At 48.7% G+C, this 14,135-nt stretch carries 6 protein-coding genes; all 6 read right to left on the bottom strand.

Annotated elements, in window-relative coordinates:
• Positions 1 to 34: 34 nt before the first annotated feature.
• The gene (gene sov, locus ABD031_RS12765; protein ID WP_343852035.1) at positions 35 to 6,976 is read right to left on the bottom strand and encodes a T9SS outer membrane translocon Sov/SprA; all 6,942 of its coding nucleotides are present in this window, start codon (positions 6,974 to 6,976) and stop codon (positions 35 to 37) included.
• A gap of 207 nt (positions 6,977 to 7,183) precedes the next feature.
• Complete coding sequence (gene ruvA / locus ABD031_RS12770; RefSeq protein WP_343852037.1) at positions 7,184 to 7,780, bottom strand: Holliday junction branch migration protein RuvA; 597 nt, start codon at positions 7,778 to 7,780, stop codon at positions 7,184 to 7,186.
• Complete coding sequence (locus ABD031_RS12775) at positions 7,777 to 10,050, bottom strand: NADP-dependent malic enzyme (RefSeq protein ID WP_343852039.1); 2,274 nt, start codon at positions 10,048 to 10,050, stop codon at positions 7,777 to 7,779. Before ABD031_RS12775 ends, ruvA begins: the two co-directional genes overlap by 4 nt.
• A gap of 16 nt (positions 10,051 to 10,066) precedes the next feature.
• Positions 10,067 to 11,167 (bottom strand): DUF4837 family protein, encoded by a 1,101-nt coding sequence (locus ABD031_RS12780; protein WP_343852041.1) that lies wholly within the window; start codon positions 11,165 to 11,167, stop codon positions 10,067 to 10,069.
• Positions 11,168 to 11,298: 131 nt separating this feature from the next.
• Positions 11,299 to 12,693 carry a transglycosylase SLT domain-containing protein gene (locus tag ABD031_RS12785; protein WP_343852043.1) on the bottom strand — a complete coding sequence of 465 codons (1,395 nt, stop codon included), beginning with the start codon at positions 12,691 to 12,693 and terminating at the stop codon, positions 11,299 to 11,301.
• Between the two features lie 12 nt (positions 12,694 to 12,705).
• Entirely contained in the window at positions 12,706 to 14,133 is a 1,428-nt protein-coding gene (gene gatA, locus ABD031_RS12790; RefSeq protein WP_343852045.1) for an Asp-tRNA(Asn)/Glu-tRNA(Gln) amidotransferase subunit GatA, read from the bottom strand.
• Between the last annotated feature and the right edge of the window lie 2 nt (positions 14,134 to 14,135).

Raw genomic sequence — 14,135 nt, forward strand, 5'->3', positions numbered from 1 at the left:
GTCAAAAATAAAAGGAATCGACCGGGTTTGAAATCTATTGGGATAAATTAAATCTAAGCTGCCCGCCAAATGCTGTAGAGGTTCGTCGGTAGGCAGTGGTGACACGCGGTTCGTTGATCGTCCGCTCAAAGTATAAAGTCAAATTTAGGTTTTGGTTGATCACATAGCCAATCGTCGGTCTGATCTGAATGTTGAGGTTACCATTGGTGACAGTGCTTCCTTCTTCAATCTTTCGCTGCACCTGTCGGACGTCCACCACCTTGGAGTCGAGTCTCAGTTGTAGGTCATTTTTCAAGACTTTTTGAACTCCTTGTATCTTAAACGGCACCTTGACTCCTGCTTTAGTGTAGGCGAGTGTTAGACCAAAATCACTGCTTTTTTGCTCGGTCACCTGAGAGTTGGAAAAATTCATGCCCAAAGCCCGCTCTCGGTTGTAATTGATGATAATATTCAGACGGGTCTTGGTCATCATATCCAGTCCCACGAGCGGACTGAATCGCTCGCTGAGCACTACGTCGTTCAAGATGTAAATCGGAATAAACTGCCCATCATCGTTGGTGATGTCTGGTCGCTGAGTTTCCTGAAGGTTATTGTAGAGCTCGAGTCCCTCTTGGTATTGGAGAGAGTTAGAAAAATTGCTGACGTCGTAGGTTGAAGAGTAGCCGTGCGTGACGTTAATACTACTGAATTTATCACTTAGTCCCTTCAGCCTGGATAGGCCACGGTAGTCCAGTCTCCAGTTTGGGAGAGGGGTTTTTGGGAAGGGGTTAAGCTTGACCTCCTCAGGGTCTTTTCCCAGATAGGCTGCCAAGAAAGACGGGATCAATACGTCTTGGCCGTTTATGCCATATTCTCCAGGTGCCGAAGCCTCACTGTCCAGTCTTGCCTTGATTGTTGTTCGGTAGTTTTCCAGATTGGTGAATAGCGGCGAGTTGTTTTGCGCATCATCCTTACGGAAAGAAGTTCCCAGCATGACAGTCGTGATGGAATAGGAACTAAGCCTATTGGGACTCAAGGCTTCGTAGCTGCCGGGATTGTCCATAGAGTTCCTGAAGATTTCCTGATAGTCTCCAATCTCTCGCTTGCTGGCTTCGAGCGTCACTCGGAAGTCCTGCACGGGTTCCAAGATGCCTGTGAACCTCATGGTCATCGCTCGATTTTGCTTGAAGGTTTCCGTCAGTTCCGAGCTCGGTGCGATTTGCCCTCTCTGGGCCAGATCGTATCGGATGTTTGGATTTTGACTGCCAAAGACAAAAGCCCAACTAGGATTGTTCCAGGCTTTGTCCATGCCCAGAAGCCCGGTATTCGGCATGTAGCCGGGTAGGAATGTCCCTTCGATTTCCCCGTAGAAAAAGGTAAGTTCCTTGGTCATCATCAGGAATTTCAGCAGCTTGTTAGTAAGCGGCGTACCAATCGTGTCTTCGGCCGCCGTCGCAGCAGTTCTTCCCGGAATTGCGGGTCTTTTCGGGGCATTCAGGGCCGCTAGTTTTTTGTTTTTGTTATATAGCTTGACCAAGTCCAATTTGCCGGTGAGGCTTTGATCTCGGGTGTTGAAGATCGCATTCCCGAGCGTGTCCTGCTGGCCGATAGAGCCCGTTTGCCAAGTGTAGGAAGCGATATATTTGTAGTCGGTCTGAATCCAGTCTGTCAAAGGTAACTTGGATAGCGGGATGGAATAGTTGATGCCTAAGGCATGGTTGTAGTTGGTTGTTCGGCCAAATCTCCAAGCATTGTACTTCACCGAGTCGCGTTTTGCTTCTGTGTCCAAGTCGCCTTCCGGTTCATCAACAATCGCGCTGGCCCTAGACGTGAAATCTACCCGCAAACTGTTGGAAAGATCCCAATTGACGGTAAAGGATCGGTTCATGAAGAAGGATTTCTGGAAAAGCGGATCGACACCCGCAGTACTCAACTGATCGTTGCGATATTGAGATCTAAGGAACTTTCGGTCTACATCGAGTCTGGCCAGAAGGAGCGTCGGAGATAGGTTTAGCTGGAAGTCCTTTATTAGGCGCAGGTACGGAGAGGTCATTCCATCCTTGTTTTGGAAAGGTGCGATTCTCCATTCCTTGGGCTGAAAACTGTATGTGATGTTGCCCCGGTTCGTTTTGAAATTGTAATTCTGAATCTGTGCATTGGACTGGGTTACTGATCCGACGGCATAGGAAAACGCCAGATTTGAAAGGTCGTAAAAGCGGATTGGAGAATCCGTATTCCTCCGGATTTTACGCACATTATTAAAACTGAGGTTTCGTCGATTGAGCTGATCAAGGGCGATACTTCGGTATTCATCCCGCTGCGCATTTGTTTCAAATTTCCCAAGCGCCACCTCAAAAGGAACGTCAGGGTTAAGAGGGTCGTATTCCGGCCTGGTGCTGGAGTTTTCGACAGAGAAATACATTGGGATGCTTATTCCGATATTTTCTGGCAGAAGTTTATTCACTTCTACGTTGGTAGAGATGTCGTACTGGGTGATCGCTTCTCGAGATCGCTGCGAAAGCTTAGTTTCCAGTCCGCCAAAGCCTATCGAATTGTGTCGTATACTGGCAGATACGATAGCCACATCCGCGATTTTGGCATTGAGGAATGCATTGGCCGCCCAGCCGTTGCTCTTTGTAAAGCCGGTCACCCGAAGTTCATTTGCCCATAGACAGAGCGTCTTGGAGGACCCGATTCCTGTGCCGGGATTTCTCACGCCGATCATCATGCCCTGCACCATGTTCAATTCGGGTCGGCCGACCACGGTCACTTTGTACTGTCGAACAGCCTGCGTAAAAGGCAAGTTGAGCGGAGATTGGCTATTGTCACGATCCACCTTGACGCCAACGATTTCCTGAATTGCGATGTCGAGTTCATTTTCCAGTGGCCAGACAGTTCTCGCGTCATTGGTTCCAAGCGGAGAGATCACGAGGGGGACTTCAATTTCGTAATAGTTGTCGGTGTAGTCCGTCCCTAACCTTAAAAATGCGGTAACCTCGCCATCTCGGGCATCGTCGCTGTTGGCATGGAAAAACATCTTGATCCGCTCATATTGAACCAAATCATAGTTGAGGTTTTTGAATACAGCGCGGGCATCTTTGGGAGCCAAATCTTCCACACAAATCCGAAGCGATTGCTCATTGAGTCGTCTTTCGACTGTGGCAGTATTGTCGCGGTCCCGATTAATGCCCGGAGGTAGTACATAGGGACTTTGTTTATCATTGCCCTGAGAGTTTTGCTCAATATTGACCACATCCACTACAACATTGGAGACGTCCGGCTCGGGGATTTCGGAGAAACCCTTTTCAAACAATGATTCCTGAAAAATCCGCCACTGGCTACCCACCATTCGAAATTCAGCCATTCTCAATACTACGGGTTGCTGGAAATCTGTCAAATACGTTCGTAGCCATCGGATTGATTTGTAGCCGGTAATATCTCCTTGCACTCGGTCTGGCTGGCGTACGGGAATACGGAACAAATACCAACTTACTTCATCGCCATTCTCTGAATTGGTGACCTTGTCCACGATGTGGTTTTCGCCGACATTCAATTGTCCAGGTCTGAGGTCGATCTCGTATTCGTAGTAGTTTTCGAGTTCGTTGATGGTGTTATCCGTGTTGAGATCTTCGTTGTCCGGGGTGTTGCCGCCTGAGGGGGTGTAGGGAAGGCTTGGATCCGCAGAGACTGGGGTGTTGCCTTCCATTCCATTGAATTTCTTGTAGCGCTCTAGGATCTTGATATCGGCCGCATCAAATCTATCGTCCAGGTAATATTGGAAGGCATCTGCAGATACGTCTTGCAAAATGGTGTTTCTAGCCTGTTGGGAGACGTTAAGTCGATCCAGGTATCTGCTCTGAAAGTAGCCTTGCTCATCGCTGTTTTTCAATCCGTCCAAGCCGACATCTTGATTGGGGCGTGAGGATTCGTCGTTGTCAAAAGCCGGAATGAGAAACTGCTCTCGGGTGATCCTTCCCCATTCATTTTGTCCGGTCTCGGCAGGATCTCCATCTGCCGGCAGACCATTTTCGAAAGCATGGGTGCCGTCTTTCATTACGTCTTCTGAGATATCACCCAGGTTTATAAATAGCTTTCCGCCGGTCGTATTGTTTTCGTTGAAAATCCCGTCGAGCACCTTGCCGTTTTCTCCGGTGATAAAAGGATCCATCAGCCAGAATTCGATGTATTCAATATTGGTGCGGTCGAAGTCAACTTCTGTAGTGATCGCACGGGTAACCCCTCCGTAGTTTAATCTCGGGTTTGGTAGGAACCCGTCAAAATCAAGGTTGGGATTGTAATTGAACATCCCTCTTTCACTGGGGAAAAATGCCATTTCAAATAGCGGCTGTGGCACGATGATGACGTCACGGTCTTGGTTTTTAAATATCTCTTGGGGGATAACGCGCCGCACGTAGTGATTTCGCTTGTCTTGTGGAGTCAGGTTTGTGGGGACACCCGGGCCATTTTCCCGATAGAAAATGTTGTCGATGTTGTACCAGGCCAAGCGCGCTCTCCGATAGGTAGCGCCCAGATTGTCTTCCGTCTGATTGCTGAGGTCAAAGCGGTTGCCCGGCGTTTGGGGAGTTGAGGAAAGTTTCCAGTTTTGGTTGGCTGCGGCTCCGAGATAAAACGGTGTGACTGCAGCCTCAAAATCATCAATGTAGGAGGTAGGATCGCCATCAACGGTATTGGAAGTTCCGGGGATGAGATGAGCAAACTCGGCGTTGAATTGCACGAGCGACTTTTCCTTTGTGTTTGTGAAAGGCAGGGCGTCCGCGAGTTTGGTCAGAAAGCGGGATTCATCGTTGAAGTTCACATCCAAGCCCCAGAGGCTGTTTTTCAACGTCTCGTTTCCAGTTGCGATCCTACTGACGTTAGGTCGCTCATTGAGGTACATGAAGGTGCCCCCGATATTCAGTTTTTTACTGGCAAGGTAGTCCAGCCTCGTGCCTATAAGACTTCGTGTCTGGAACGATACCAAATCTGCTTTTTCGAAGCTGACATTGATTTGTTTTCCAGACTGCAAGATGGCATCATTGATGATCACGAGCCGACCCACATTGTAGTCGATCGTGAAGTCCACTCCTTCGGTGAGCGGGATATTCCCTGCTTGGACGATCACCGAACCGGGTGCGATATTCAGTCCGGGCAGCTGGATTTCACTTGCCGAACCAGCCGTGAGTCTCCCCGTGATGAAGTATTTGTTAAGCCTAGTGACCAGCTCCGCATCCGCTTGGGTCGTGTGGTAAAGTGTGTCGTAGACGTATTTGTCCTTATAGACCAGCTCACTCGGTAGAAAATATTGCGCTAGGTTGGATCCAAAAGGTTCCAGTACGGGAAAGATCAGCAGGCCCCGGTCACTGAGCATGGTGAGACCTTCGATAAAGTCAAAGTTCCCATCGGGTGCTGGATCATTTTGTGGGTTGAGTTTGTCGAGGCCGGTCAGTCGGATTAGTGGTTTGTCTTTCACGTTGGTGCCTTCGAGTAGCGACGGATTGTCCAAACCAGTTCGGTCGTCTCGGTAGATTATCTGCAATTGAAAACCTTCTCGGAGGATCTGACTTGCATTGAGGCTGTACACGTTTTTCATCATCAGATCCCAAGTGGGAATTCTTGGGTTGATGCGGGTCGGGCGCAGCATCTTTAGGAAGATGAGCTCATCCTCTGCCCGCACCTGATAGTCTTCGGTCAGTTCCCCTACTTTGTAAACCTTTCCGTTGTAGGTGTATTCGAATGAGACGGCCAGAATCTCGTCATTTTGCAGTCTCCTGAACAAGGAAACATAGCCCAGCTGTGGGTTGAAAAAATATTCAGTCGGATCGAGTTTTCTTGCGCCGTTGATCTGCTCAAAATCTACTCCTTTTTTTATCCCCAGTGCTGTTTCCATCGCTCTCGAACCTGTGTCAAAAGGTCTAAAACTAGAATTATTTGCGATGTTGGAATAAAGCAAGTTGGCGTCATTTCCTGCAGGTGCACTTGGGTTGCCGGAGCCGATGGCTGGATTGCTTGGGTTGTAGATCTCTCGCCCCTCTCCCAAATCCACGAAAGCGGCAAAGTTCCTCAGCGTCTTCGTATTGGTCGCCCGATTCATGATATAAACCTCGATTCGGGTGACAGTCACGCCTGAGAGCACCTGCGGCATTCCTCTCAGCCATTTTTCATAGTTATCCCGGAAGAAGTGAGCGAGGAAGAAGTGTCGGTTTTCATCGTATTTCGAAGCCTGAATGTCAAAGGACCTTCCCTGCCCATTGGCATCAATGACCAGATTGTCCCGCCGTCCACGTTGGGTAGAAGCTACCGCAGTCAGATTCAGCTTTCCAAAGCGCATTTGTGTCTTTACCCCAAAGAGATTTTGAGCCCCTTGGATCAGCCGGTTTTGGATTGGCATACTCACATTTCCTATCTCTACCGATTGAAGGATGTCCTCTTCAAATCCATCATATTCGACCTTGAGCTGGTTCTGAAAATCGAAGGAATTGTTGGAATCAAAATTGGCGGCGATTTTCATCTTTTGCCCCAAGGATCCATTGACGGCCATCTGGATTTGCTGCTGAAAATTGAACCCACCGTTCTGCTGCTGTCGGATAGGAAGAGTAGGGTTATCTATCCTTCGGAATATGGCTCCGAAATCCAAGTTGACATAGCCGGTTGGGACGATGTTGATTTCGCTGCCGCCGAATATTCGATCAAACGACGGGCTCGCCGTAAGCGGTGGAATCAGGCTCCGCCCTTCCACAGCGCTTTCCCCGTCCATTCCTCTGGCTCGGGATCTCCAATATTCCTGTCGGACGCGATACTCTTGGATTTGAGAAAACCGATCAAACTCGTACTCCTGTTCGTTGCCTAGTCGATTCGTGTCCAGTTGATCTACGATGTTATATTTCAACGTGGAATCTATCAGGACGTTGATCTCCTGCTTGACCGGTGGCGCAGGAATAAACGGCGATTTTGGACGAAGAAAAGGGTTCCTGTTTGGATGCAGGGGATTCGTTCTCATGTTTTGCCATAGCAAAAATGAGGGAGACAGCCTGCGGGCATTTAGGGAATCGATACGGGATTGCGTACTATCTACTGCAACTTGCTGAGCACTGAGGGGTGAAATTGTAAACAGTAAGGCCAACAGGAAAATTAATACAGGCCCGTGACTTCTAAATTCGCTTCTGTAGAAAGTCAGTAACTCCTGAAAGTTCAATCCAGCTTCAAATTATAGTGTCTTTAAAGATGCTTTAATTAAATCTTCTAAGGAAATTTCCCCATTGGTTTTTTTGAGTGCCGATTGGATATTTTTCTCGGCTGTGGCTTTGGGGAATCCTAAGGTAATTAAGGCTTGTAACGCCTCCTCGCGGATTTTATTGCTGGTTTTGAGAAATCCTGTTGGAGAGCTTGCGTCTCCTGTACTTTGCTTCCCGACCTTGTCTTTCAGTTCCAAAATAATCCGCTGGGCGGTCTTGACACCGATGCCTTTGACAGCTTGGATGGTGGCCACATCTCCTGCAAGGATGGCGTGTTCGATCTCTTCGGTACTTAGCGAGGAGAGCACCATCAAACCCGTATTTGGGCCGACGCCATTGACGGAGATGAGCAGGAGAAACAGCTTTTTTTCGCTTTCCTCCTTGAAGCCATACAGGGTGTGTGCGTCCTCTTTGATATGCAAAAAGATGAGGAGCCGGATTTGCTCCTCATCTTTGATCTTACTATACGTCTGAAGTGAGATCTTCACCTGATAGCCCACTCCTCCCACGTCAATGATGACATAGGTGGGGTCTTTGAACACCAGCTTGCCACTCAGGTAGGCGATCATAGCGCTCCTTCCGAAGATTGTGCATCCACCACCGCGATGGCTACCATGTTAACGATTTCGCGAATGGAACTGCCCAGCTGGAGGATGTGCACAGGCTGATTCATTCCCAAAAGAATTGGCCCGATTGCCTCAGCATTTCCCAGCTCTGCGAGGAGCTTGTAAGCGATGTTGCTGGAGGCCAGATCCGGGAAAATTAAGGTATTGACCGCTTTTTTTGCCAGCTTGGAAAAAGGATAGACTTCACGCTGAATCTCCTGATTGAGTGCCACGTTGGCCTGCATTTCTCCTTCGATGATGATGTCGGGATATTTTGCCTGAGCCAAGGCTGTCGCTTTGGCCATCTTGGCCGGAATCTCTCCCTGCGCCGAGCCAAAGTTGGAATAAGACAACAAGGCGATCTTTGGCTCTATGTTAAAAAACTTCACGGCATTGGCCGTCAGGCCGATGATGTCGCAAAGCTCCTCCGCCGTGGGGTTGACGTTCACGGTAGCATCAGCGAGGAAATATGGGCCTTTTGGCGTATTCATGATGTACATCCCCGCCACTCGGTTGACGCCTGGCTTGACGCCGATAGTATGCAAAGACGGAAGTATTGTCTTCGGATAGTCTCGGGTCAGACCCGAAATAAACGCATCTGCCGAGCCGGTTTCCACCATTAGCGCCCCAAAGTAATTTCTCTCCCTTACCAGTCTTTTCGCATCAAAGATCGTCATGCCTTTGCGTTGACGTTTCTTGTACAGGATTTTAGCAAACTTTTCGACAGTTTCAGTTTCTTCCACCGGATCGATGATGGTTACCTGTTTCAGATCGAGTGCATTGTTTTCGATCAACTCCAGGATTCTTTCGCGGTTACCCAACAAGATTGGAATGGCGATTTTCTCGTCACGCAGAATCTGGGAAGCCTTCAGGATTTTCAGGTTGTCAGCTTCTCCGAATACAACTCGCTTCGGATCTTTTTTAGCCCTTCCGATTACGATGGACATCAGACGCTGGTCGATGCCGATACGTTTTTGTAGTTCGAGCTCGTAGGCCTCCCAGTCGGGAATCAGTTTTTTTGCCACACCGGATGCGATCGCTGCTTTGGCCACCGCAGGAGCGATTGTGGTGATCAGTCGTGGATCTACCGGTTTTGGGATGAGGTAAAATCTCCCAAAGGCCAAGTTGGAATCTCCGTAAGCCTTGTTGACAATTTCAGGTACGGGATCTTTGGCCAGCTTGGCAATCGCATGAGCTACTGCCAATTTCATCTCTTCGTTGATCACGGTCGCTCTCACGTCTAAAGCTCCGCGAAAAATATAGGGGAAGCCCAACACATTGTTTACCTGATTCGGATGATCCGATCGGCCAGTAGCCATGATCAGATCCTTTCGCGTAGCGATCGCCAAATCATAGGATATCTCCGGGTCGGGATTTGCCAGAGCAAAAACGATGGGATCTGGTGCCATTGACAGGATCATCTGCTGCGTGATGATGTTGCCTGCGGAAAGACCCAAAAAGACGTCCGCATTAGGCAGAGCTTCCCGAATATGATGGATGTCCAGGGTGGTGGCAAATTCTCTATGGATATCAGTAAGACCAGGTCTGTCCATGCGAATCACGCCGTCTTTGTCACAGACGATGACGTTCTGGATATTTACGCCAAGGCTGATGTAGAATCTCAGACAGGAAATGGCTGCCGCTCCAGCGCCGCTTACGACCAGTTTGATTTCACCGATATTCTTGCCGACGATCTCCAGCGCATTCATCAATGCCGCACCGGAGATGATTGCTGTGCCGTGCTGATCGTCGTGCATCACCGGGATATTCATCTCCTGTTTCAGCGTTTGCTCGATTTCGAAGCATTCCGGAGCCTTGATGTCTTCCAGATTTATCCCTCCAAAAGTAGGTTCGAGGGATTTGATGATCTGGATAAGTTTTTTTGGATCGCGCTCGTTGATTTCGAGGTCGAACACATCGATGCCCGCAAACTTCTTAAAAAGTACGCCTTTGCCTTCCATGACCGGCTTGGATGCAGCCGGACCGATATCACCCAACCCCAGTACGGCGGTGCCGTTGGAGATGACTGCCACGAGATTGCCTTTTGCGGTGTATTTGTAGATCGCTTCCGGATCAACGGCGATCTCCTTGCAGGGTTCTGCTACTCCCGGTGAATAGGCGAGCGCAAGGTCGATCTGGCTGGAAACGGGCTTGGTGGGGATTACTTCTATTTTTCCGGGAGAACCCTGACTGTGATAATTGAGGGCGTCTTCTTTTCTGATTTTGATAGTCATATTTGGGGGGAATAGATCAGGCTCCCTGGCTTTCCGTCCAACTTACATTGGTGTTGAGCAGGATGGTTTGAATCTCGCGAAGTGCGTCCCGGTGTATTTCATTGGGGTAGTAGACAAAACCCTCCATGTAGTACAGCTTGCCCTTTGCAGGATCGACCATCAAATATCCCAGGTAAGTCCCCCCCATACTGAGGTTGTTGGTCTTCCAGGTTCCTCTGATTTCAACGGTAAAATTATCATTAATCACCATGTTTCGGAACGCCGGTGGGATTTGTTTTTCGCTCACCATAAAGGAGCTGGGGTCTTCGGGATCACCGAAGACATGTTTGGCGGCTATGGAATCTCTGAGGCTCAGGATGTTTGCGGGAAAGGTCTGCTCCTCGGCGGTATAGTCTGTCTCGAAGAAAAAGATGCTGATATCCGGACGTCTTTCGGTGGGAGAAGGTGATCGCATCCATAAAAAATCGTTCGCTGTTTTCGCAATTTGATAAGATGCCGGAGCTTGAATTTCGATGCCAAGCTTGGTGCGGGCCTCGTATTCGGCAGCTGAATTTCTTCTTGAAAAAAGCGGCTTTTCCAACCTTCCCCGCTCTCGGACTTCAAACAGATTTTGAAGCTTTTCCCTGTTCTTTTTGAGATTGGCGATGAGCTCTTCTTCGTTGTTGCCAAATAGGTAAAGAACCTCTTGGCCGGTGGCATATTCATCCTCCATTCTCAGGGTATAGAGGCTTGGATCGGCTTCTGCTTTTTCCTTGGACTCCTTGCTAAACTGTGCGTTTATCACTTGACTTCCTCCTTTTTTGTCATCAAAAGTCGTGACATAGATGAGGTTGGTGTACATTTTCAGCATCCTGGTCATGGCTCTCGGATCGACTCGATGAACTTTAAACATGCTCTCGGATCGTAGCATCCCGCCCAGGTCGGCCTCGAATATTTCCCTTAATTCGTCTCCAACCGGTCCAGCCCATTTGGTGGAGTCGATGGCCAGTACGATTTCGCCGACTGATCCGCGGGCTCTGGGTTTTGGACTGTCGCCAAAGCCACCTTTTCCATCTTCGCCGCACGAAATCAAAAAAGCAGAAAACAAGATAAGCGTGATATAGGAAAGCACTTTCATAGTTGTCTTGGTTAAGCTGTGTGCTCAAGGTAACGACTAAAAACGAGTCTTCCCTGTTTTTAGAAATTAAACATTGAGTTAAATAACTTTAAATGAGTTGACGGGTGCTGACGGAGCTTATTGAAGAATTTCTATCCAATGATCAGCTTTTGGCCGGGCTTGATGTTATTGGAAATGAGGTTGTTCAGCCTCTTGATTTGCTCTACAGAAAGTGAATGCTTTTGAGAGATGATCCAAAGTGAATCACCAGCCCGAACAATGTAGGTTCTTTGGCCGGATTGAGCAGAATTGTCGGCAAGGGTTTCCGAGGTGGCAGTCTTGCCATTGTAGAGGTAGAGGGTCTGACCAACCTTGATCAAATTTGATCGGAGGTTATTCCACTCCTTTAGCTGCGAGACGCTGACTCCGTGTCGGGAGGCGATGGAACCCAACACATCACCGGAACGAACCCGGTAGGAGGTTCTATCCGAATTCGTACTAGCTACGGCCTTTTCTACCGAAATTAAGGCAGGGGAGTCGTTACTCGCTAACAAGATTGAAGGCGGGCTGCCAAGAGAATCCCCAATCCAAGCGAGGTTTTCCTTGAGATACAGGGCTTTGGATTTCGGAATGTTGATCTGCATGCTGCGATTTGATGCAGGGACATTTCTTTGTTTGATTGAAGGGTTCAGGTGCTCCAGATCTGCGATACAAATCGCCGTTAATTCAGAAAGTCGCTCCAGGCTGAAAGCTCGGTCGAATCTGATTTTTTCGTATTCAATCGGGTAGGTGGGTTCCTCCAGATTGAAATTATGCGCTTCGAGGTTGTTGAGCACGTAGAGGAACGCCTGGAATTGTGGGACGTAGCTACGTGTTTCTTTGGGCAGGTAATTGTAGATGCCCCAAAAGGTCTTCTTACCACCTGATCGGCGTATTGCTTTTCGCACATTGCCTGGACCGCAATTGTAGGCCGCCAATGCGACTTCCCAATCTCCAAACATGCGGTAAAGTGACTTCAGGTATTTGGCGGCCGCCTCGGTAGACTGCTCTGGATCCATGCGGTCATCCACATCGGGATTTACCTCCATGCCGTACATTCTTCCGGTAGCCGGCATAAACTGCCAAAGGCCCATGGCACCCACCCGGCTTTTGATCTGAGGATCAAGACCCGATTCGACGATCGCCAGGTATTCGATCTCCGTTGGCATCTCGTGCTTTTGAAGTGTGGATTCGAAAAGCGGGAAAAAGATGTCTTTTCGTGCAAGTACCATCTTGGTGTACTCCCGGTTTCTGACGGTGAAGTATTGGATAAAAGAAAAAATCCTATCGTTCAGCTCAAACGGCATCCCGGTTTCCATCGCCTTGACGCGCTGGTCGACCTGTGCATAAGTGAAGTCGGGAATGTACTCGTAATGGTAGTTGGGGGCGATCTCCTCGGAAATCAATGTGGCGGTCTCTTGGGGCTCTTCCTGAGAATAGGCTTCGGTCAGAGGGATCAGACAAGTGAGAATTACCGGTATGATAGCACTTCGCAAAGACATTTTCATCAAGAGTTTAATTTAAGAGGTTAATCCGGATAGGTAATTGGTAAAGCTGTAAAGCTCAGCTTCTTTGAAGGAGTTCGCCATGACCTGTAGTCCAATAGGCATGCCAGAATTGTCTGTACCGTTTGGGATAGAGATCGCCGGGACTCCTGATACTGAAGCTTGTACTGTAAAGAGGTCTTCAAGATACATGGCGACAGGATCGCCGCTATGCTCTCCAAACTTAAACGCTGTGGATGGCGTCGTCGGCATAATAATATAATCAAAATCATTCAAAAGATTTTCAGTAAAATCTTTTATTAGCCTTCTGACCTGCTGCGCCTTGGTAAAATAGGCGTCGTAATAGCTTGCAGATAGGACGAAAGTACCGAGCATAATTCGGCGCTTCACTTCTTCTCCAAAGCCCTCACTTCGGGTCAGCTTGTACATGCTCTCAAGATTGTGGGCATTTGGAGTACGGTAGCCGTATTTTACTCCATCAAATCGCGAAAGATTGGAACTGGCTTCTGCCGTCGTAAGAATGTAGTAGGTCGGAAGCAGGTATTTCAAAAGAGGAAATTTCACCTCTTTCACTTCATGTCCTTCAGCGGTTAACTTATCCAACACACTCAGGGTGTTTTCTTTGATTTCCGGTTGAAGTGCGGGAGACTCGATCGCCTCTTTGAGGAAGGCTACCTTTACTTTTTTATCAAAATGTAAAAGCTCGCTGTAGTGCAGCACCGGTTTTCTCGACGAGGTGCTGTCAAACTCATCGTGTCCTGCGATGATTTCCATGACCAGTGCGTTGTCTTTCACCGTCCTGGAGAAAATCCCAATGGTGTCAAACGTAGATGCGTAGGCGATCAGGCCCCAGCGGGACACCCGCGAGTAGGTAGGCTTCATCCCGATGATCCCTGTGAACGCTGCCGGCTGACGAACAGATCCGCCGGTATCGGTGCCAAGGGTGACGGTACAGAGATTTGCCTGGACGGCAACAGCCGAACCCCCGGATGAGCCTCCGGGAACCCGCGATTCATCCAGGGCATTGAGCACCCTGCCGTGGGTGGAATTTTCATTGGAGCTGCCCATCCCAAACTCATCGCAGTTGAGTCTACCGATAATGATGGCATCTTCGTCGATCAGTCTTTGGACAGCGGTCGTGGTGAATTGAGCTTGGTACCCCTTGAGGATTGCGGAAGACGCATTGGATTCGTGGCCGGCGTAGTTGAGGACATCTTTGATCCCGATTACCATTCCAGCAAGTTTACCTGCTTTGCCCTTGGAGATCTTTTCATCGATCTCCTCAGCCCGCTCTAATGAGGATTGGGTATAAACTTCAACGAAGGCGTTGAGATGCGCCTTCGTTGTGATGTTCTGTAAGTAGTGACTGACGATTGCCCGACAATCAGTTTCTTTCTTTTCGAGCGATTTTTTGATATCGTCGAATGAACTAAATTTTTCCAATG

It is taken from the genome of Algoriphagus jejuensis (genome assembly GCF_039523455.1).
GTDB classification, from domain to species: domain Bacteria; phylum Bacteroidota; class Bacteroidia; order Cytophagales; family Cyclobacteriaceae; genus Algoriphagus; species Algoriphagus jejuensis.

Excerpts from the sequence above, each read along its gene's own strand:
- ABD031_RS12780 (WP_343852041.1), bottom strand. The coding sequence starts at position 11,167 with ATGAAAGTGCTTTCCTATATCACGCTTATCTTGTTTTCTGCTTTTTTG.
- ABD031_RS12785 (WP_343852043.1), bottom strand. The coding sequence starts at position 12,693 with ATGAAAATGTCTTTGCGAAGTGCTATCATACCGGTAATTCTCACTTGT.
- sov (WP_343852035.1), bottom strand. The coding sequence starts at position 6,976 with ATGAGAACGAATCCCCTGCATCCAAACAGGAACCCTTTTCTTCGTCCA.
- ruvA (WP_343852037.1), bottom strand. The coding sequence starts at position 7,780 with ATGATCGCCTACCTGAGTGGCAAGCTGGTGTTCAAAGACCCCACCTAT.
- ABD031_RS12775 (WP_343852039.1), bottom strand. The coding sequence starts at position 10,050 with ATGACTATCAAAATCAGAAAAGAAGACGCCCTCAATTATCACAGTCAG.